Here is a 20,322-nt window from a genome sequence, read left to right as displayed (position 1 = left end):
ATTATGAGTCCTGGTTACTGAATGTCATAGCATATATTTCGTTCTTAATATATGAAATAAGTTCTTTTCCCAATGAAATAGGTACTGCATTGCCGATTTGTTTCGCCTGCTGTGTGGCATTGCCGTAAAAAACAAAATCATCGGGAAATGTCTGAAGCCTTGCAGCATGACGCATAGTGATACCATGATCTTCCCATGGATGAACAAATCTACCTTTTGATGGGTTAATACATCCTGTAGTGATTGTATTTGAAGGTAGATGGATCATTATGCGTCCGTATACATCTTTGTGACCATCGTGCTCCTTGTGGCACGGTAAAACTCGATTCGAATCGGCCCGGCTACCATTGAGTGGCGTTGATCTAAATACATTTATCATTGCTGTAGTATGACCCATATTAAAATTAAGTGGATCATTTAAATCTAATTCATATCCAAACTCTAGATTTTCCAAGAGCCTAATGCTCTCCTCTCTCGATAACTTACTCTTCTTCGAGAAATACTCTGACCAATAGCGGTCAAGAATGAAATCTGAAGGTTTCTCGAATACGCAAGAGGCAGTTTTCCAAGAGGGATATAATTCAGATTTTGGTGGGAAATGAGTCGGTTTTGGTGGAAACACAACATTGCTATGATCAAGGTCGCTGCGAATGCCAAAAATGAAAACTCGCTTTCGATTTTGTGGTACACCATAATCTCGAGCATTCAACAAGTCGCAAAACCTGATGGTATAGCCGTTTTCTTCTGCATTTTTCTTCAATGTTTCAAGATAAGACTCATGCCGTTTCCACAGGAGACCTGCCACATTCTCGATAAGGAAAATTTTCGGCTGAAGAGCATGAACAAATTCGTAATACTTAAGTAATAATTTATTACGCGGATCATCAACACCAGCGTTATTTATTCTATGGGTAGAAAAACCTTGGCAAGGTGGCCCCCCAAGCAGAAGATCAAGTTCCCCTGGCTTTACGCCCACTTCATTCATGAATTGCTGGAGATCAGTTATCTTGTTGATATCAGTGTTGTAGACCTTAGTATTTACACTATTAAAGGTGTTTTTTATGTTCTTTTCATAGGTGTTTGCAGCGGCGGCATCAAACTCGACTGCTGCCAAAATGTTGAATCCGCATTGAAGAGCAGCTAAGGAGAAACCACCTGCGCCAGCAAAGAGGTCAATTGCGGTTAGTTTTTCTGTCATTCTGGTTTTTCGTTTCACTTCAAAAAATGTCTCGATTATATCGAGCTTGGGATGATTGGACAGAAAAACAATCAATTTCTTCCATCGAAAGACTCAATCAGCTGCATCTTACAAGATGGTTATCTGGTTGATAGCCGCACTCTTCGGGGGGCTGTTATCCTAGCCGCCTTGGGCCAGCGCCGCCCAGAAGTAACCCTCACCCGTGCCACCCAGCGGAATATCGAAGGCGGCCAGCGTGGCCCTGTAAAAGCGCTCGCTGGCAACCAGGTCCTTTACTACCAGCTGAATGTGGTCGATCAGCCGACCCCGATGCAGTGTTTGCGTTTCCATGCACAGCCTCCACTCAGAAATTTTTGGACAAGAAACAGCTCTGCTTGCTGGCTACCGCTTTTGGGCAAGCTACCGCCCCTGAATGTCAGCTTCCAGTGTGCTGCTATTTGGCTGCGCTTTGGGGATGGCGTGGATCATGGGTGACTCCAACGAGGGATGTATTGCCATTCGGGTATGTTAGCGAGGGTGGCGCTGAGGGGAAGGGCAGGGTGATGGATTTTCGGGCGGGATCAAAGAATGAGTCGCTATGGCAAGGGGAGCGTCGGCGTAGTCGAGCTGTGAGAGGGGGTTATGCCCCCTCATTGGACTCATGGGGCTTTAGGCCAGTACCAGGGTTTGGCGGCTGTTATAGCCGCTCGTGAGGGGGAAGGGCTGGTCGCCCTCCCTTATGCCAGTGCCAGTTGCTGGCGGGCGCGCCACAGCCGCTCGTGGAAGAAGAAGACGACGGTGTTGATGGCAGGCTCTATCAACGCCATCACGCCACCGGTCAGCAGCTCGCCGCTCAGCAGGTAGGCGACGGCGAAGGCCACCGAGAAGTGGACCAGGGCGAAGCTGCTGGTCTTGGCCTGCAGGCTGTGATCGGGTTTGAGCTTGTGCCAGCCGAGGTCGTGGAAGTAGAAGGCGATGGTGTTGACGGCGGGCTCTATCAGGGCGATCAGGCTGGCGGTGAGCAGTTCGCCGGTCAGCAGGTAAGCCACGGTGAAGGCGACACTGAAGTGCAGAACGGCGAAGCTGATGGTCTTTTTCATAATGGTGTCTCCTCTGGCGATGAGTGCAGTATCACCCGGAATTATATCAAATGAAAACTATTCTCATCTATCGGCTGGATAGAAAAAGCCTATCGACCGAGGTCGAAACCACCTGATTGGGGACTTGCCTGGGGCCATGGCGGCGATAGAGTGTGCCTTTGCCATGAAAAAGGAGCTTTCATGACCATCAGTGCCAATATTTATGTGCTGTTCATCCTGCTGCTGATGATCGTCGTCGGCGTCGTGGCCTGGCGACTGGCCCGCCGCAAGAGCCGCCACCCCGTGCTTGTCACCGTTCTGTGCGTGCTGCTCTGTCTGTTCCCGCCCTTGGCCCTGCTGGCGCTGCTCATTTTGGCGCTCTGGCGGGATATGCCCGTCCGGGCCTGAGTCGTCATTTCGGCAACGGCAGACAGAGAAAAGCCCCTTTCGGGGCTTTGTCATTTTTGTGAGCGATGAGGGCTCAGTCGGCGGCTTTGTTGAGCCACTCCACCCTGTACTGGGCGCCAGCGCCCTGGGCCAGTTTGGCGCACAAGGGTTTGAGGAAGGCTTCGATCTGCTCGGCCAGCATCCAGGGGGGGCTCACTATCAGCATGCCTGAGCCGTTCATGCCCCAGTCGGCAGTCTGGCCGGCCACTTCCAGCTCGGCCACCAGGACGTTGCCGAAGTTCTCCCGCTTGATCGCCTTGAGCATGTCGCGAGACTTGTCCGCCTCCTGCCCGAGGATGGGATACCAGAGGGCATAGATGCCGGTGGCCCAGCGCTTCTGCGCCTTTTTCAGGGTATCGACCACGGCGAAGTAATCTTCCTTGAGCTCATAGGGGGGGTCGATAAGCACCAGCCCCCGGCGCGGAGTCGGCGGCAGCAGGGCGACCAGCCCCTCGAAACCGTCACGGTGGTGCACGGCCACGCGGGGGTCATAGCCCATGTTGGCGCGCAGGTCCTCCACCTCGTTGTTGTGCAGCTCCATCAGCGCCAGCTTGTCCTGCTCGCGGGCGAGACGGCGGGACAGCTCGGGGGAACCCGGGTAGTAGTGCAGCTGACCATCGCTATTCATCTCTTCGATGACGCCAAGATAGGGGGCCATGGCGGACCACTGGGCGCGCTCGTCCCACAGCCGGCCTATGCCGTCGGCGTACTCCGCCTTCTTCTGGGACCAGTCGCCGCGCAGGTCGTAGAGACCGCCGCCGGCATGGGTGTCCAGCACGATGAAGGGTTTCTCCTTCTTCTTGAGGGACTCGATGATCAGGGCCTGGACGGCGTGTTTCAGGACGTCGGCATGGTTGCCTGCGTGAAAGGCGTGGCGGTAGCTCAGCATATTAGGTCTCTGAGGGGGCCCTGCTGGGCACCCAATAACGATAGGTAGTTCAACAAGTTGTGGCTCTTGCCACGAAACAGGGAGAGGCCGCGCAGGGTCTGCAGCAAGACCCCCTGTTGCAACCGCTCCAGCTCCAGCTCGTGGGCCAGCATGGCCTGGTATTCTTCCTCGGCCAGCCGCGCCTTGGCTTGCTGGCGCAGGGTGCGCCAGGGGAGCAGCACGGCCTCGGTCTGGACCAGGGCCGGTTGCAGATCGGTGAGATCGACCGGGATGCCGAGCAGATCCAGGTGGTGCAGCAAGAGCGCCAGATTGACGTTGCCCCCCAGCGTCTGCACGTTGAGCCAGTCCTGGCTGCGCTCACCATAGACCTTGCCGCTCCAGTGCCAGAAGCCGAGCGGCGTCGGCAGCTCGTGCACGGCGACCCGCTCGCTTGCCATCAGCTGTTCGTCACGCAAAGAAGGCCTGCTCCATGGTTTCCAGCTCCTCACTGAGGCTCATCCACTCCAGCTCCACCTCTTCCAGCTGCTCCTTGAGGGGGCCCTGGGATTTGAGCAGCTCGGAGAGCCTGGTTTTAGCGCTCTCTTCGTAGATGGCGGGATCGGCCAGTTGGCTCTCGATGTCGCCTAGCTTGCCCTGCAGCTTCTCCATGCTGGTCTCGAGTTTCTCCAGCTTCTGGCGCAGGGGCCGGGTCGCTTGCCGGAACTGGGCCTCGAGCCGTTTCTGATCCTTGCGCGCCACTGCCGAGTTGGCGGAGACGGTGCCGTCCACCGGCTTGGCGTTGGCCTCTTTCTCCTGCTCGCCGAGCCATTTGTGGTAGTCATCCAGATCGCCGTCGAACGGCTCGACCCGGCCACCGTGGACCAGGTAGAAGTCATCCGTGGTGGTGCGCAGCAGGTGACGGTCGTGAGAGACCACCACCATGGCGCCCTCGAAGCCTTGCAGCGCCATGGTCAGGGCGTGGCGCATCTCCAGATCCAGGTGGTTGGTCGGTTCATCCAGCAGCAGGAGGTTGGGCTTTTGCCAGGTGATGAGGGCCAGCACCAGCCGCGCCTTCTCGCCACCGGAGAAGGGGGCCACCTTGTCCAGCGCCTTGTCGCCGTGGAAGCCGAAGCTGCCAAGGTAGTTGCGCAGTTCCTGCTCGGACTTGTCCGGCGCGAGGCGGGCCAGGTGATCGAGGGGGGTGTCGTCCAGACGCAGGGTTTCGAGCTGATGCTGGGCGAAGTAGCCGATGCTGACCCCGGCGCTCACCTCCAGCTTGCCCGACAGCGGCGCATTGGAGCCCGACAGCATCTTGATGAAGGTGGACTTGCCGGCGCCGTTGCGCCCCAGCAGGCCGATGCGCGAGCCCGGCACCAGGTTCATCTTTATCTTCTCCAGGATCACCTTGTCACCGTAACCGGCACACAGGTTCTCCATGGCGATGAGGGGGGTCGGCAGGGCTGAGGGCTCGCGAAACTCGAAGCTGAACTCGGAGTCGGCGTGGGCGGGCAGTATCTTCTCCATCCGCTCCATGGCTTTGAGGCGGCTCTGGGCCTGGCGCGCCTTGGAGGCCTTGTAGCGGAAGCGGTCCACATAGGCCTGCATGTGGGACATCTCCCGCTGCTGCTTCTCGTACATGGATTGCTGCTGGGCCAGTTGCTCGGCGCGCTGCAACTCGAAGTCGGAGTAGCCGCCGGTGTATTCGTTCAGCTTGCCGTTCTCGATGTGGATGATGCGATTGATGACCGAATCGAGGAAGTCGCGGTCGTGAGAGATCAGCACCAGCGTGCCCTGATAGCCCTTGAGCCACTTCTCCAGCCAGATGACGGCGTCGAGATCCAGGTGGTTGGTCGGTTCATCGAGCAGCAGCAGATCGGAGCGGCAGAGCAGGGCCTGGGCCAGGTTCAGGCGCATGCGCCAGCCACCGGAGAAGCTGCGTACCGGCGAGTCTAGCTGATCGCCACCAAAGCCAAGACCGTGCAGCAGCTCGGCGGCGCGGGCGCGGATGCTGTAGGCGCCTATGGTGTCGAGCCTGCCGTGCAGCTCGGCGACCAGGAGGCCATTGTCATCCGCCTCGGCCTGGGCCAGCTGGGCTTCGAGGGCGCGGAACTCCTTGTCGCCATCGACCACGTATTCGAGCGCGGAGCAGTCCAGCGCCGGGGTCTCCTGGGCCACGCCGGCAATCTGCCAGCCGGCGGGCAGGCTGAAGCTGCCGTTGTCGATGGCCAGCTCGCCCCGCACCAGCGCAAAGAAGGTGGACTTGCCACAGCCGTTCTTGCCCACCAGGCCCACCTTGTGGCCGGGGTGTATGGTGGCGGACGCGTTGTCCAGCAGCGTGCGGCCGCCGCGGATCAGTTCGATTTGACTGGCAACTATCATGGATGGATCTGCTTGGCTCAATGAAGGGGAGAAACTGGCGCGGATCTTACGTGAAATGACTCGGATTTGCACTTGAGGCTGGGGGGCATGGCTGGCTGCGGCAAGAAAAACGTGCCATAACAGAGACATCTGTCAGGGGGCAGGAGGCTTCCATGTTGATTAAAGAGATCATGACGACCCGGGTCGCGACCGTTTCCATGGATGACAGGCTGGGTGTCATCAAGGAGATCTTCGAGCAGGCCCACTTTCGCCACCTGCTGGTGCTGGAAGAGGAAGTGCTGGTGGGGGTCATCTCGGACCGGGATCTGCTACGCGCCCTCAGCCCCTATCTCGACACTGATGCCGAGATGAACCGCGACACCGAGACCCTCAACCGGCGGGCCCACCAGATCATGAGTCGCCAGCCCATCACCATCTCTCCCGAATCGTCTTTGCAGGCCGCCAGCGCCATCATGCTGGAGCAACATGTCTCCTGCCTGCCGGTACTGGAAAACGGCGCCCTGGTCGGCATCGTCAGCTGGAAAGACCTGCTGCGCGTCATGCGGGACTGGCAACCTGCCTGAGGCCTCTTTGGGAGCGAGTGGAACCCGCTCCCTCGAGCTTTCATTGACCCCTCCTCGATATAACCCTCTGTCATTTATAGTTATGGCATTCCTGTTGTTCTGAATTGTTCATTTAATTGGCTTAAAATTCTGCAGCTATCTTGATTTGCGACATTTGATGTCGCAACAGGCAGGATAAATCGAGTATTTCTAATTAATCGACCCCTTCTTCAGTTCCCATCAAGGTTCGCAGATCTACCCTAGGTCATCGGAAATGAACCCGATTCAAAATGACAACGACCGAGCACAGGTCTGGTTTACACCTCAGAGGAACGAACAATGAAAAAGACAGCATTGACGATGGCCATCTCCAGCCTGCTGCTGGCCGGTGGTGCACAAGCTTCTACCGTTTACAACCAGGATGGTACCAAGCTTGACATCGGTGGCCGTGTTCAAGGCATGTACTACGGTAGCGACAACGACGACGAGAGTGGCGATCAGAGCTACCTGCGTCTGCGCATCGGTGGTGAGACCCGCATCAACGAAGAAACCGTCGCCAACGGCTTCGTCGAGTACAACGTACCGACCAACGGCTCCGACACCGAACTGCGTTATGCCTACGTTGGCATCAAGAACGATCGTTTCGGCGCCTTCAGCTACGGTCGTCAGGATGGTCTGATTGCCAAGGCCGTTAACGATTACACCGACGTTCTGCCGGAGTGGGGCGGAGATGGCCTGGGCAAGGGTACCGAAGTGTTCGGTACCGGTCGTACCAACGGCCTGGCTCAGTACCTCTACACCTTCGACGGCCTGGTGCTGGGTGCCCAGTTCACCGGCGAGAACGAAGCGCAAAATGGTGATGATGTTACTGTCGGCGGAGTTAACACTGGCTACAAATCTAGCTGGATGAGAGGCTCTGAAGAGGGCTACGCCCTGTCTGCCAACTACAACTTCGACATGGGCATCAGCCTGGGTCTGGCCTATAACCAGGCTGGCAAGACTGCCGATCAGGCTGCCAACTCCAACTTCGGTGGCAGCGAAGACGCCAAGCTGACCGCTGTCGGTATCAAGTACAACGCCAACAACCTGTATGCTGCCGCGACCTACGCCTATGGCGAAGACCACGTCTATGTGAACCAGTCTGGCTACAACGGCTACGCCGAAGAGAGCAACGGTTACGAAGCCGTGGTTCAGTACACCTGGGGCCAATGGAAGCCGTCCCTGGCGTATAACCGCCTGGATGTGAAGGGTGAAACCTTCGACGACACCCTGACCGAATACGTCTCCATCGGTGCCTGGTACAACATCAACGATAACTTCGACGTCTACGTTGATTACAAGGCCAACCTGCTGAGCAGCGACGGCACTGACGGGTACAACAAGTTTGGCCAGAACACCGACGACGTCGTTGGCGTGGCCATGCAGTACCACTTCTAAGTCGTTCCCTGACTGCCTACTGTATTTTTTTGACCGGCCGCCTCGCGGCCGGTTTTTTTATGGGCGCAAAACCCGCAGTGCCCTTTGTCGGCCGTCTGGCCAATCCCGGGTTCAGCATTGTCCCCTCCTGGTCGATAACTCTTATTGTCGGGTCGATGGGGATGAGGGGTTGCTGGCATGGGGCTATGGGGTGAGGATCACGCCCCGCGGTCAAGATCCTATCTTTTCTCGACCCTTTTCATTATTTGTATAGAGACTTGCGTTGCTCCTGTCGGGGAAATGCGGGTCTGGTTGGCATGCTGGCGCCCCATCGCGGGGCGGCACTCGGGAAACGGACGTAAGGGCTTTATATGGCGAGCATATTGGATTCAGTGGATCAACGTACCCAGCTGGTGGGGGAGAATCGCCTGGAGTTGTTGATGTTCCGGCTGGGTACCCAGCAGCTGTTTGCGATCAACGTCTTCAAGGTGCGGGAGGTGGTGAAGCTGCCCCATCTCAACAAGATGCCGGGCTCCCATCACAACATCAGCGGGGTGGCGAACATCCGTGGCGTCTCCATTCCCGTCATCAACCTGCGCGGCGCCATCGGCATGCGCCCCATGGCGGTCGACAACGAATCCAACCTCATCATCACCGAATACAACCGCACCATTCAGGGGTTCCTGGTGGGGCAGGTGGCCCACATCGTCAACATGACCTGGAAGGACATACTGCCGCCTCCCCGTTCGGCGGGTCGTGCCAACTACCTCACCGCCATCACCCGCATCCCGGAGGGTGGGGTCGACCAGATAGTCGAGATCATCGACGTGGAGAAGGTGCTGGCGGAAATCATCACCTATGACATCCGCATCTCGGCGGAGGTGCTGGATAGGGAGATCCTGCCCCAGATGCAGGGGCGCCGGGTGCTCATCGTCGATGACTCCAGCACGGCACGCAATCAGGTGCGCGAGACCCTAGCCCAGCTCGGCCTCGAGGTGATCGAGTGCCAGGATGGGTTGCAGGCGCTCAAGCTGCTCAAGGGGTGGTGCGATGCGGGCAAGAAGGTGACCGACGAGATCATGCTGATGATAACGGACGCCGAGATGCCGGAGATGGATGGCTATCGCCTGACCCACGAGGTGCGCAGCGATCCGCGCATGGCCGATCTCTTCATCACCCTCAACACCTCCCTGAGCGGCAACTTCAACGAGGCCATGGTCAAGAAGGTGGGGTGTGACCGCTTCATCTCCAAGTTCCAGCCTGATCTGCTGGTTGGGGTCACCCAGGAGCGCATGCGCCAGATCCTGGGGGTGTGAACCCGCATAGCCGGCTGCGTCGTGCCTTGCCAACTGACAGTCGAACTGGCCTGCTGGCAGGGGGATTCAAGAATGCATGGGTCAGAACCTGAGGCTCTGGATCTGGCAAAGACAGATAGCAACGCACCCGCCTTGGCGGGTGCGTTCGTTTTGGTGGGTTGGCTGCCAGCGTTCGCCCCCTGGGGTCACTGGGTCAAGAGGGGCTCGATAAAGCTGGCGACCCGGTCGCGGATCTGGGGCTGCGCCGCCGCCGTGGGGTGGAGCCCATCGTTCATCATGAGTTCAGGGCGCAGCACAATATCATCGATAAAGAAGGGCATCAGCGGCAGGTCATTGGCCTGCGCCAGCTCCGGAAAAATCTGCTCGAACTGCTGCAAATAGCGGGCGCCATAGTTGCGGGGCAGCTGGATCTGGGTCAGCACCGTCTTCGCCTGGCTGGCCTTGGCCAGCTCCACCATCTTGGTGAGGTTGGCCCGGGTGATGGCGGGGGCAAAGCCGCGCAGGCCATCGTTGGCCCCCAGCTCGATCAGCACCCAGTCAGGCTTGTGCTCTTCGAGCAGGGTGGGCAAGCGGGCCAGCCCACCCTGGGTGGTTTCACCACTGATGCTGGCGTTGATGAGCCTGTGCTCGCCACCCTGCTGCTGCCACTTCTCATTGAGCAGGGCAGGCCAGCTCTGTTCGGCCTGCATCTGGTAGCCGGCACTCAGGCTGTCCCCCAGTACCAGCAGGGTTTGCGCCTGGACCGATGAGATCCAGCAACACAGGCAACTCAAGACGAACAAGACACGCGTCATGCATTCAACTCCCACGATCTATTGTCATTACAGGTTAAGGCAAACAGGAAACGCATCATGAGTTCAACGCCCATTATCACCGTCAGGGGGCTCGGCAAAACCGTTCGCCTCGGCCAGGAAAGTCTCACCATCCTTGAAGGGATCGATCTGCAAGTCAATACCGGCGAGACGCTGGCCCTGGTCGGCGCCTCCGGATCCGGCAAGTCCACCCTGCTCGGCCTGTTGGCCGGACTCGACCTGCCGAGCAGCGGCGAGATAGAGATCCTGGGCCAGTCCCTGACCCGGCTGGACGAGGAGGGGAGGGCCAGATTGCGCGCCGAGCAGGTGGGGTTCGTGTTCCAGTCCTTCCTGCTCTTGCCCACCCTGAGCGCCCTGGAGAACGTCATGCTGCCGGCCGAGCTGCGCGGCGAGACCGACTGTGAGCCCAGGGCCCGCGAGCTGCTCACCCAGGTCGGTCTGGCCGAGCGACTGCACCACCTGCCGCCGCGCCTGTCCGGGGGGGAACAGCAGCGGGTCGCCATCGCCCGGGCCTTTATGACCCGCCCCAGCCTGCTGCTGGCGGACGAGCCGACCGGCAACCTCGACAGCAAGACGGGGGAGACGGTGATCGAACTGCTGTTTCGTCTCAACCGTGAGCACAACACCACCCTGGTGGTGGTGACCCACGATCATGAGCTGGCCCAGCGCTGCCAGCGGCAGCTGGTGATGGCGGCGGGACGGCTGGAGGCAGATGCGCCAGCATCCGAAGCCACCTTGGCTCCCCGTGTCAGGGAGCTGTCATGAGCCAGTGGAGAAAGAACCGCCCGGGACGGTCAGGGCTTTTGCTGGCGCTGGCGATGGGGAGCAAGCCATGAGTCAATGGAGGAAACGGGAATTCAAGCTGCTGCGCCGGGATGGGTTCAGCAATGATCTGTGGCTCTGGCTTGTGCAGGCGCCGGGCATGGGGAGCAAGTCATGAGTCAATGGAGACTGGGTTTCAAGCTGCTGCGCCGGGAAGGGTTCAGCGGCGAGCTGCGCTGGTTCGTGCTGGCGCTGGCCCTGAGCGTGGCCTGCGTGCTGAGCGTGGCCCTGGTGGCGGACAGGTTGGATGCGGGGCTCAAGGCCTCGGGCCGGGACTTTATCGGAGCGGATCGGGTGCTTCGCTCCGCCACACCGGCGCCCGAGGCCTGGCTCGCCCAGGCGAAGCAGGAGGGGCTCCTCGTCCAGACCACGGTCAGCTTCAACAGCATGCTGTTTCACGGCGACGGCCTGCAGCTGGCGTCCATTCGCGCCGTGCCGAGCGATTTCCCCTTCTATGGCAAGCTGGAGCTGATGCCCCAGCGCGCCCCTGCACCCGGCGAGATCTGGCTCTCCGCCCGGGTGATGCAGTTGCTCGGCGCCAAACTCGGGGACGAGCTGGAGGTCGGCAACACCAGATTGAAGGTGGCGGGGGAGCTGGGCCAGGAGCCGGATCAGGGCTTCAGCCCCTTCCAGATGGCGCCAAGGGCGCTGATCCACAGCGCCGATATCGAGGCGACCGGCGCCCTCTTGCCGGGCAGCCGCCAGCAGTGGCGTTATCTCATCAAGGGTCCCCGGGAGGGGATCGCCCGCTATGAGCGCTGGCTGACGTCCAGACTCACGGCCGGGCAGAAGCTGATCAAGCCCGACGATCAGGGCTCTCAGGTCGGCAAATCCCTGGCCAATGCCGAGCGCTTCTTCCGCCTGGCGTCCCTGGCCGGCGTGCTGCTGGGGGCCCTGGCCATGGGCATAGCGGTGCGTCACTTCGCCGAGCGCCAGACCAACATGGTGGCCCTGCTCAAGACGCTGGGGGCGTCGCGGCGTACCCTCTGGCAACTGATGGGGACCCTCCTCGCCTCCCTGACCCTGATAGGTGCCCTGATCGGCCTGGTGGCGGGGAGCGCCATGCAGTGGCTGACGCTGCAACTGCTGGGGGATCTGCTGCCAGCTGATCTGCCACCGCCCTCCTGGCGTCCCTTTGCCCTGGGTCTGGCGGTCGCCTTCTTCATCACCCTGCTGCTGGCCTTCATCCCCTTCCTGCGCCTGCTCAAGGTGCCGCCGCTGCGGGTGCTGCGCCGGGAGCTGGAGGCGGGCATTCCCCCCTGGCTGACGGTGCCCGTGGGCCTGCTCGGTCTGTTCGCTCTGGTCTGGGGCTTTACCGCCGATGCCAGGCTGGCGCTCGGTCTCATCGGGGGCATGGGATTGCTGATGGTGCTGCTGGCGCTGCTGGCCTCCGGGCTGCTGCGACTCGGTGGTCGGCTCAAGGGGCCCCATGCCCTGCGCCTCGCCATCAGCCACCTCTCCCGCGAGCGCGGCAGCGGCCTGTTCCAGCTGGCGGGCTTTGCCCTGGCGCTCATGCTGTTCGGGCTCCTGTGGGCGGCGCGGGTCGATCTGCTGGATGATTTTTCCGCCCGTCTGCCCGCGGATGCCCCCAACCGCTTCCTGGTCAATGTGGCCGACGGGGAGCGCGACGGCATACTGGCGGACTTGCACAAGGCCGGTGCCATCACCTCGGACTTCTACCCCATGGTGCGCGGGCGTCTGACCCGGATCGCCGGTCAGGCGGTGGGTGAGGATGCGGCCCGGGAGGGGGTGAACCGCGAGCTCAACTTCACCACTACGGCGACCCTGCCCCCCGACAACCTGGTCACCTCGGGCCAATGGCTCGGCGGCAAGGGGGAGGTCTCCGTCGACGAAGTGCTGGCGGGCCAGCTCGGCATCGCCCTGGGGGATGCCCTCAGCTTCACCATAGAGGGGCGCAGCTTCGAGGCCAGGGTGACCAGCCTGAGGTCCATCAAGTGGGATAACATGAGACCCAACTTCTACATGATCTTCTCGGCGGACGTGCTGGCCCCCTTCTCCCAGACCTGGCTTGGCAGCTATCGTCTGCCGCCACAAGGACGCAGTGCCGAGGTGGAGCTTATCCGTCGTCACCCCACGGTGAGTCTCATCGATGTGGAGGATCTGATAGGGCGGCTGACTGTGGTCTCGGATCAGGTGAGCCGGGCACTGGGGCTGATGCTGGGGCTGGTGACGGTAGCCGCCCTGCTGGTGCTGCTGACCCAGACCCAGGCCAGCATGGCCGCCCGGCGCCGCGAGCTGCTCTTGATGCGCACCCTGGGGGCGGGCAGCAAACTGCTGGAGAAGATGCTGCGCTGGGAGCTGGTGGCCAGTGGCGCCCTGGCGGGGCTGTGCGCCGCCATGGTGGTGGAGCTCTGCTCCTTTGGCCTGCAGTGGTGGTGGTTCGATGGCCAGTGGCAGTTCCACTGGGCCATCTGGGCCGGCCTGCCCTTGCTGGGGGCCCTGCTGGTGACCCTGGCCGGTCAGGGCATGCGCCGTCAGCTGCTGGCGGGCACCCTGAGCGACCGGCTAAGAGGCTTGGGGCAGGGGTTGCTGTAGGTTCGATTAGCCACGAAGTGGCGTAATCGGACTAACGGGGATGCTGATGCTTGGTTGCCAGCTACGCGAGCGTTCGATGACTAATCGACCCAGCACCCTTCTCTCAAAAAGCGCCCGGCCTTGGCCGGGCGCTTTTTTATGGATCTCAGCGCGGGGGCTGCAGCAGGTTGCCGAGGGCCTCGGGGAGGGCAGGATAGGTGAAGTGGAACCCCGCCTCCTGCAAGCGTGCGGGAAGGATGTGCTGGCCGGTGAGCAATAGATCGGCCGCCTCCCCCATCAGCAGCCGAAGCAGCTGGGCCGGCACCATGCAGAAATGGGGGCGATGCAGTGTCCTGGCCAGGGTCTGGCTGAACAGGCGATTGCTGACCGGCTGCGGGGCCGTGCCATTGAAGATCCCCTCGCACTCGTCGTGTTCGAGGAGAAACAGCATGGCCCGCACCAGATCCTGCACGTGGATCCAGCTCATCATCTGGCTGCCCGGGCCCATGGGGCCGCCGAGCCCCAGCCGATAGGGGGGCAGCATCCTGGGCAGGGCGCCCCCATCGGTGCCGAGCACCAGGCCGATGCGCACTACGCAGACCCGGGTCTGGGGGCTGCGGGCCTGCAGGGCCAGCTGCTCCCACCGTTGGCAGAGGCGGTGGGTGAACTCGTCGTGGGGATGGTGGCAGCGCTCGTCCAGTGGCTCATCCCCCTGGCGGCCATACCAGCCGATGGCGGAGGCGTTCAGCAGCAATCTGGGGGGCGTGCTGGAGAGCTTGACCAGATCCACCAGTTGCTCGGTCAGCAGCCAGCGGCTGTTGCACAGCAACTGCTTGCGGGATTCGCTCCAGCGGCCACTGGCGATGGGCTCCCCGGCCAGGTTGATGACGATGTCCACATCGTTGAGGTGGTCCAGCCGGTCCAGGTTGTCCAGCAGAGTGACGTCATGGCCAAGCAGCTCATAGGCCCGGCTGCCCTGGCGGGTCAGCACCACCACCTCGTGTTGCACCTTGAGGTGTGCCACCAGGCGGCGGCCGATAAAGCCCGTTCCCCCCGTGATCAGTATCTTCATGTCCTGCCTCCCAGATGGCTGTTGGCTCTACTCTAGAGGCTGTGCACTGGATGGACAAGCTCCTGTTTTTATGAGCATTATAAATTCATGATGGCGCCGCCTCGCGCGCCTTGCGCCAGGGGACTTGCGCTGGCGCAAGGCATGGGATCTGGATGGGGAGTGGGGCTTGCCTCCCAGAGTGGGCGCCATTCGGGTTTTACCCGAGCGCATTATCATTGCTTGCCAAGCGGGCTGTGGCGGGTAAACTTGTCCGCTTTTTCGCCGTTACCATGAGGACGGTTATGCCATTTCGTCGTTTAAGGGTGCGTCAATTCTATGTCCGGCTGGTCTGTGCCCTGCTGGCGGGTCTGCTGCCCATGGTGCTGGGGCTCGCCGTCATCACCTGGCAGACCGCCACCGGGGTACGGCAGGATGCGGTGGAGCGGCTGCAACACGCCAGGCTGATGTTTGATCGCACCCTGGACAACGCCCAGCAGGCGGCATCGGCCCTTGCCGGCAGTTTGAACAAGCCCTGCCTCGAGGTGGTTCAGGGGCTGCGGGATCAGGTGGCGACAGTGCCGGATGTGCGCAGCGTCAACCTGGCCGAGGGCACGACCATCTACTGCACCTCCCTCTATGGCCCGGTCAGCGGGGAGATCCAGCTGAACGACTACGTGGGTGGCAAGCTGGATCTGATGAAGGGCAACCCCGTCACCCCGAATCGCCCCCTCATCGTCTACCGGGAGGAGATCGGCGCCTTCAGCGTGCTGGTGGGGGTCGATGGTTACTACCTGCTCAACATTCTGGACATGCTGAGCCGCAACTCCCCCCTCGGGCTGGTGGTGGGTCAGAAGATGCTGCAGCGGGACAGCCAGCTCACCGATCGCCTCATCCCGCCGGACAGCCAGGGCTATCTGGAGGAGACCTCCGGCAAGTATCCGTTCAAGGTGGTGACCCGAGTATCGGTCGATGAATACAGGGCCCACATCTGGGACTACTCCAAGGTCGGCATCATAGTTTATCCCCTGCTGAGCGTGCTGTTCGGGGTGGGGATCTTCTGGCTGACGGGGCGCTCGACCTCCCCGACCCAGGAGCTGAAGCGGGCGCTGGATCAGCAGGAGTTCATCCCCTATCTGCAACCCGTGGTGACGGGGGAGGATGCACACTGGAGCGGCTGCGAGGTGCTGATGCGCTGGCAGCATCCCCGTCAGGGCATGATCTCGCCGGATCGCTTCATTCCGCTGGCGGAAGACAGCGGCCTCATAGTCCCCATGACCCGGCTGCTGATGGCCCAGGTGCGGGAGGCCTTTGCCCCCCTGGCGGACCAGATGCCCAGGGGGTTCCACTTCGGTTTCAACATCAGCGCCAGCCACTGCAAGGATCTGAGTCTGCTGGACGATTGTCGGGACTTTATCGGCGCCTTCCGGGGGAACCCCATCAAGCTGGTGCTGGAGTTGACCGAACGGGAGCTGATAGTGGCGGACGAGACGACGGATCGGCTGTTTGCCGAGCTGCATCAGCTCGGTGTCTTCATCGCCATCGACGACTTCGGCACAGGCCACTCCAGCCTGACCTATCTGCAGGCCTTCCAGGTGGACTTCCTCAAGATCGACAAGAGCTTCGTCGGCATGATTGGATCGGATGCGCTCTCCAGCCACATAGTCGAGAACGTCATCGATCTGGCGACCCGGCTCGGTCTGCTGCTGGTGGCGGAAGGGGTGGAGAACCAGGTGCAGGCCGATTACCTGAAGGAGCGCCAGGTGAGCTTCCTGCAGGGCTACTTCTATGGCAGGCCCATGCCGATGACGGCCTTTGCCAGCCTGCTGCCCACCCAGACGTCGCCGTCAGCCTGAGGGAGCCGCGCCAAGGCGCTCGGCTCCAATGGCTTGCCGCTCGCTCACAGGGGTTGACGGCGAGGCATAAAAAAACCAGCGACCCAGGTCGCTGGTTTTTTTTCATCCCCGGAGGGCTCAGAGCATGCGGGACAGGGCGCGGCAGAGGCGCTTGATGCCCTCTTCCGTGGTGGCCTCATCCACACAGGAGAAGCTCAGGCGCAGGGTGTTCTGGATCTCGGGGCGCACATAGAAGGGGGCGCCGGGCACGAAGGCGACCTTCTCCTTGATCGCCTCGTCGAACAGGGCCATGGCGCTGATGCTGGGCGGCAGGGTCAGCCAGAGGAACATGCCCCCCTCGGGGCGGGTGTAGCTGACGCCGGGCGGGCAGTGACGGCTCAGGGCGGCCTCCATGGCGGCCCGCTGGCGGCCATAGACCTCCTTGATCTTCTCCAGATGAGCGTCGAGCGAGTGATCGGTCAGGAAGCGGTGCAGCACCTGCTGGCTGAAGGCGTTGCTGTGCAGATCCGTGGCCTGCTTGGCGATGGTGACCTTCTTGCGCAGCCAGTCCGGCACCAGCATCCAGCCGAGACGGAAGGCGGGCACCACCGTCTTGGAGAAGGAGCCGAGCAGCACTGTATTGTTCGGCGCCAGCTTGGCGATGGGGGGCAGGTGTTCACCCTCGAAGCGCAGCTCGCCATAGGGGTCGTCTTCCACCATCAGCAGATCGTGGCGCACCAGGCGCTCGGCCAGTGCTTCGCGATTGGCACGGCTGTAGGAGACCCCACTCGGGTTCTGGAAGTTCGGCACGCCGTACAGCAGCCTGGCGCTGGAGCCCTGCTCCAGCAGCGCATCCAGCGCGGCCAGATCCAGTCCCTCTTCCCCCAGGGTGATGGGCTTGAAATTCGGTTGATAGACGGAGAACGCCTGGATGGCACCCAGGTAGCCCGGCTCTTCGATGATGAGATCCTGCCCTTCGTTCACCAGCACCTTGCCCAGCAGATCCAGCGCCTGCTGGGAGCCGCTGGTGATGAGGATGTTGTCCGGGTTGACCACCATGCCGTGGCGACTCTGGTAGCGATCGGCGATGTACTGGCGCAGCGGGGCGAACCCTTCGGTGGTGGCATATTGCAGCGCCGCGGCGCCCTGTTCGCGCAGCACGTCCTGGCAGGCTTGCTCTATGGCCTTGACCGGGAACAGGTGGGGATTGGGCAGGCCGCCGGCGAAGGAGATGATCTCCGGATTGGCGGCGACTTTGAGGATTTCACGGATAAAGGAAGGCTCGACCTTCTCGAAGCGCTGGGCAAAAAACGGCTGCATAGGGTTCTCTCTGACTAGGTGGCGGTCGCTCCATTCAACCGCCAGGTTATCCGTTTGTATCAGATTTCAGAAATGAGGCAATGGCTGTCACAAAAATCCATAAAAAAGGGCAGGTTTGGCACCTGCCCGAATTTTATCGTCTCTACCCTGGCCGGGGGCGCAAAAACCCCTGTCAGGTGTTCATCTGCCCTGAGCCTGGAGCCCGGGTTCTTTCAGCCTGAAGACGCAGATCATCGGCTCGGTGCTTAGAGCCCGGGTTCTTTCAGGAAACTGATCATCAGATCCGTGTTGGCACCGAGTTGCTGCTGGACCCGGCCCGGGAACAGTTCGGCCATCTTGTCGAGGCGGTCGTGCTCTGTGTGCCAGATCTTGCCCCACTGGGTCTCGCTGTCCCGATCGCAGGCGCTCTTGCTGGCCTCGTCGTAGCAGTCCCATAGCGCCGGGTTGGTGCTCTGGGAGTAGCCGTCATAGCCATCTTCCCCGTTGATGGTGAAGTTGGTGGCTTCCACGTAGGCTATGGGCACCCCCAGGCAGGCAAAAGGCGCATGATCCGACCAGCTGCCGGTCTCCCCTTCCGGGTAGCCGCCGTAGCTGGGGTGAATGGCGAACGGGGTGGCGCTCTGCTTGGAGATGGCCAGCAGGCGGTCACGCACCTTGGGATCGAAGCTGTAACGGCTCGGCTCGGCGCAGTTGTACTCGGCCACGTCCGAATGGGCGGAGTGGACGTAGACGATGTCGCCCCCGGCTATGGTGTCGTAGTTCACCATGGCCAGCAGCTTGGCGACGGCGTCGGCATCCAGGCTGGCGGCATAGGCCTTGGAGCCGTTGAGGCCGTTCTCCTCAGCCCCGAAGAAGGCGAAGCGCACCGTGTAGGGCAGGGTTTGATCCTTGAGCGCCTCGGCGACCGCCAGCAGGGCCGCGACACCGGCACCGTTGTCGGTGGCACCTTCGGAGCCCTTCTTCTCGCCTGTGCTGTCGTAGTGGGCGCCGATGAGGATCACCTTGTCACTCTGGCCCTTGAGCTCGGCGACCAGGTTCTGGGAGTGCTTCTCGGTGCCGCTTCGGGTGTAGGTGAAGGGCTGGTTCTGCACCTCGTAGCCCCAGCCGGTCAGATGGTCCTGGATCCAGGCGGCGGCGCGGGTCTCGGCCTCGGTGCCCGTGGGTCTGGCACCTATTCCCTCGGCACTCGAGCTCAGCTGCACCAGGTATTCATAGGCCTGGGTGGCAGGGGCGGGGGGCTGGGAATCATTGTCCGAGGGGTTGCACCCGGCCAGCAGGGCCGAGATGGCGAGGGTCAAAAGGGCTTTTTTCATACTGCAATCCTTTGTTGTGTATGGTTTTATTTTTCCGCGTCAGGATGCACCTGACGCCCCGCAGATTCTGTGAAGGGGGTGGCATTTGTCAACCGCAGTGGCGGAATTGGTCAGTCAGGGGGGATTTGTTTTGCGAAACACTTGCGCCTTGGGCCTATCTTGGGATAATTCGCTCCCCTGTTTTTGCCGATTGATGAAATAACGAACCACCCAGGTCGGCCTAAACCCGGATTGACCCCGGTTCTGTTACCCGGATTGATGAAATAACGAGACAATTATGCCTGTGACCCAAGATGTATTTAACGAAGACGGCAAGTTCATGCGCAAGATCCGCAGCTTCGTCCGTCGCGAAGGCCGCCTGACCAAAGGGCAGGAGAAGGCCCTGGAAGAGCTCTGGCCGGTCATGGGCATAGATTTCGCACCACAGCCCCTCGACATGGTGGCGCTGTTTGGCCGCGAAGCCCCGGTGGTGCTGGAAATCGGCTTCGGCATGGGCGCCTCCCTGGTGGAGATGGCCAGGAATGCCCCCGAGAAGAACTTCATCGGCATAGAGGTGCACTCCCCTGGCGTGGGTGCCTGCCTCGGCACCGCACAGGAGGCGGGCGTCACCAACCTGCGCGTCATCTGCCACGATGCGGTGGAAGTGCTGGAGCACATGATCCCGAACGGCTCGCTCTCCTGCCTGCAGCTCTTCTTCCCGGATCCCTGGCACAAGAGCCGTCACCACAAGCGCCGCATAGTGCAGCCGGCCTTCGCCCAGGACATCCGCCAGAAGCTCGCCATAGGTGGTGTCTTCCACATGGCCACCGACTGGGAAAACTATGCCGAGCACATGCTGGAAGTGATGAGCGCCGCCGAAGGGTACGAGAACACCTCCGCCACCGGCAACTGGGTGCCCCGTCCCGACTGGCGTCCGCTGACCAAATTCGAACAACGTGGCCATCGTCTGGGCCACGGTGTCTGGGATCTGATTTTCAAGCGTGTCAGCTGAGCTGGCACGTCAACTCGCGTATCAACTAACTTGAGGAGCTATCATGGCCAATCGTAGCCGCCGTCTGCGTAAGAAACTGCGCGTCGATGAATTCCAGGAAATGGGTTTCGACATCAGTTTCAACTTCCCGGTCGGCACTGCCGAAGAGACCATCGATGCGGTAGTCGATGCGATGATCGATGAGGTTGTTGAACCCCGTAAGCTGGCCTTCGCCGGTTCCGGCCACCTGGCCTGGGAAGGGATGATCTGCACCCAGCAACTGGGCAAGTGCACCGAAGAGGACCGCGCCGTCGTCAAAGCCTGGCTGGAAGGCAAGGGAATGGAGGCCGTGGTGGTCACCGAGCTGTTCGATCTCTGGTACGGTGAGCCGGCCTGATATCTGACTGCCTCTCGGGCAGATAGAAAATCCCGCCGCCGGCGGG

Annotated in this window: 18 protein-coding genes and 1 pseudogene; 9 read left to right on the top strand and 10 right to left on the bottom strand. The window is 61.0% G+C overall.

Translation table 11 applies throughout. From position 1 onward, the window contains the following. Position 1 precedes the first annotated feature (1 nt). From ACFWHB_RS17160 to ACFWHB_RS17150, 3 genes and pseudogenes are all read right to left on the bottom strand, one after another. Entirely contained in the window at positions 2-1,273 is a 1,272-nt protein-coding gene (locus ACFWHB_RS17160) for a DNA cytosine methyltransferase (RefSeq protein ID WP_395948918.1), read from the bottom strand. A gap of 105 nt (positions 1,274-1,378) precedes the next feature. Then, positions 1,379-1,528, bottom strand: a pseudogene (locus tag ACFWHB_RS17155) (VOC family protein); the annotation flags it as partial. A 386-nt stretch (positions 1,529-1,914) separates the two neighbouring features. Beyond that, positions 1,915-2,277: a DUF2061 domain-containing protein gene (locus ACFWHB_RS17150; RefSeq protein ID WP_395948917.1), complete on the bottom strand. Its 363-nt coding sequence runs from the start codon at positions 2,275-2,277 to the stop codon at positions 1,915-1,917. A 180-nt stretch (positions 2,278-2,457) separates the two neighbouring features. Here ACFWHB_RS17150 and ACFWHB_RS17145 point away from each other — a divergent pair, with 180 nt between their 5' ends. Then, entirely contained in the window at positions 2,458-2,664 is a 207-nt protein-coding gene (locus ACFWHB_RS17145) for a hypothetical protein (RefSeq protein ID WP_395948916.1), read from the top strand. 73 nt (positions 2,665-2,737) lie between these two features. Here the strand turns inward: ACFWHB_RS17145 and ACFWHB_RS17140 are convergent, their stop codons facing one another. Genes ACFWHB_RS17140 through ACFWHB_RS17130 form a run of 3 tightly spaced genes read right to left on the bottom strand, consistent with a single transcriptional unit; the run spans position 2,738 to position 5,950 of the window. Further along, entirely contained in the window at positions 2,738-3,592 is an 855-nt protein-coding gene (locus ACFWHB_RS17140; protein WP_234690521.1) for a 23S rRNA (adenine(2030)-N(6))-methyltransferase RlmJ, read from the bottom strand. Beyond that, positions 3,586-4,047, bottom strand: a complete 462-nt coding sequence (locus tag ACFWHB_RS17135) for a DUF2390 domain-containing protein (protein WP_162627311.1) — start codon at positions 4,045-4,047, stop codon at positions 3,586-3,588. The genes ACFWHB_RS17140 and ACFWHB_RS17135 overlap by 7 nt, the downstream gene beginning before the upstream one ends. Beyond that, entirely contained in the window at positions 4,040-5,950 is a 1,911-nt protein-coding gene (locus tag ACFWHB_RS17130) for an ABC transporter ATP-binding protein (protein ID WP_395948915.1), read from the bottom strand. The genes ACFWHB_RS17135 and ACFWHB_RS17130 overlap by 8 nt, the downstream gene beginning before the upstream one ends. A gap of 152 nt (positions 5,951-6,102) precedes the next feature. Here ACFWHB_RS17130 and ACFWHB_RS17125 point away from each other — a divergent pair, with 152 nt between their 5' ends. From ACFWHB_RS17125 to ACFWHB_RS17115, 3 genes are all read left to right on the top strand, one after another. Beyond that, positions 6,103-6,513 carry a CBS domain-containing protein gene (locus ACFWHB_RS17125; RefSeq protein WP_163147093.1) on the top strand — a complete coding sequence of 137 codons (411 nt, stop codon included), beginning with the start codon at positions 6,103-6,105 and terminating at the stop codon, positions 6,511-6,513. Between the two features lie 318 nt (positions 6,514-6,831). Next, the gene (locus tag ACFWHB_RS17120; RefSeq protein WP_395948914.1) at positions 6,832-7,929 is read left to right on the top strand and encodes a porin; all 1,098 of its coding nucleotides are present in this window, start codon (positions 6,832-6,834) and stop codon (positions 7,927-7,929) included. Positions 7,930-8,279: 350 nt separating this feature from the next. Further along, entirely contained in the window at positions 8,280-9,224 is a 945-nt protein-coding gene (locus ACFWHB_RS17115; protein WP_213345095.1) for a chemotaxis protein CheV, read from the top strand. A gap of 185 nt (positions 9,225-9,409) precedes the next feature. Here the strand turns inward: ACFWHB_RS17115 and ACFWHB_RS17110 are convergent, their stop codons facing one another. Beyond that, complete coding sequence (locus tag ACFWHB_RS17110) at positions 9,410-10,018, bottom strand: arylesterase (protein WP_106887731.1); 609 nt, start codon at positions 10,016-10,018, stop codon at positions 9,410-9,412. Positions 10,019-10,075: 57 nt separating this feature from the next. Between ACFWHB_RS17110 and ACFWHB_RS17105 the strand changes: the two genes are divergently transcribed. After that, positions 10,076-10,801, top strand: coding sequence for an ABC transporter ATP-binding protein (locus tag ACFWHB_RS17105; protein ID WP_043132953.1), 726 nt, complete (start codon positions 10,076-10,078; stop codon positions 10,799-10,801). Positions 10,802-10,972: 171 nt separating this feature from the next. Continuing rightward, entirely contained in the window at positions 10,973-13,414 is a 2,442-nt protein-coding gene (locus ACFWHB_RS17100) for an ABC transporter permease (RefSeq protein ID WP_395948913.1), read from the top strand. Between the two features lie 145 nt (positions 13,415-13,559). Here the strand turns inward: ACFWHB_RS17100 and ACFWHB_RS17095 are convergent, their stop codons facing one another. Further along, a complete protein-coding gene (locus ACFWHB_RS17095; protein ID WP_290071797.1) occupies positions 13,560-14,465 on the bottom strand; it encodes a TIGR01777 family oxidoreductase in 906 nt (301 codons plus the stop codon). Between the two features lie 281 nt (positions 14,466-14,746). Here ACFWHB_RS17095 and ACFWHB_RS17090 point away from each other — a divergent pair, with 281 nt between their 5' ends. Next, entirely contained in the window at positions 14,747-16,297 is a 1,551-nt protein-coding gene (locus ACFWHB_RS17090) for an EAL domain-containing protein (protein ID WP_395948912.1), read from the top strand. A gap of 117 nt (positions 16,298-16,414) precedes the next feature. Here ACFWHB_RS17090 and ACFWHB_RS17085 read toward each other — a convergent pair whose 3' ends face one another. Continuing rightward, on the bottom strand, positions 16,415-17,596 hold the full coding sequence (locus tag ACFWHB_RS17085) for an aminotransferase-like domain-containing protein (protein ID WP_139745452.1): 1,182 nt from the start codon (positions 17,594-17,596) through the stop codon (positions 16,415-16,417). Between the two features lie 245 nt (positions 17,597-17,841). Next, positions 17,842-18,909, bottom strand: coding sequence for a M28 family metallopeptidase (locus ACFWHB_RS17080; RefSeq protein WP_111911980.1), 1,068 nt, complete (start codon positions 18,907-18,909; stop codon positions 17,842-17,844). Positions 18,910-19,186: 277 nt separating this feature from the next. On the opposite strand from ACFWHB_RS17080, the gene trmB reads away from it, so the two are divergent. Together trmB and ACFWHB_RS17070 are read left to right on the top strand one after the other, a co-directional pair. Further along, positions 19,187-19,900, top strand: a complete 714-nt coding sequence (gene trmB / locus ACFWHB_RS17075; RefSeq protein ID WP_139436010.1) for a tRNA (guanosine(46)-N7)-methyltransferase TrmB — start codon at positions 19,187-19,189, stop codon at positions 19,898-19,900. Positions 19,901-19,943: 43 nt separating this feature from the next. Continuing rightward, the gene (locus ACFWHB_RS17070) at positions 19,944-20,276 is read left to right on the top strand and encodes a YggL family protein (protein WP_106887723.1); all 333 of its coding nucleotides are present in this window, start codon (positions 19,944-19,946) and stop codon (positions 20,274-20,276) included. Positions 20,277-20,322: the final 46 nt, after the last annotated feature.

Source organism: Aeromonas mytilicola subsp. aquatica, assembly GCF_044336385.1.
Lineage (GTDB): Bacteria > Pseudomonadota > Gammaproteobacteria > Enterobacterales > Aeromonadaceae > Aeromonas > Aeromonas rivipollensis.
The sequence above is the reverse complement of the archived record's forward strand: the minus strand, read 5'-3'. Positions and strand labels throughout refer to the sequence as shown.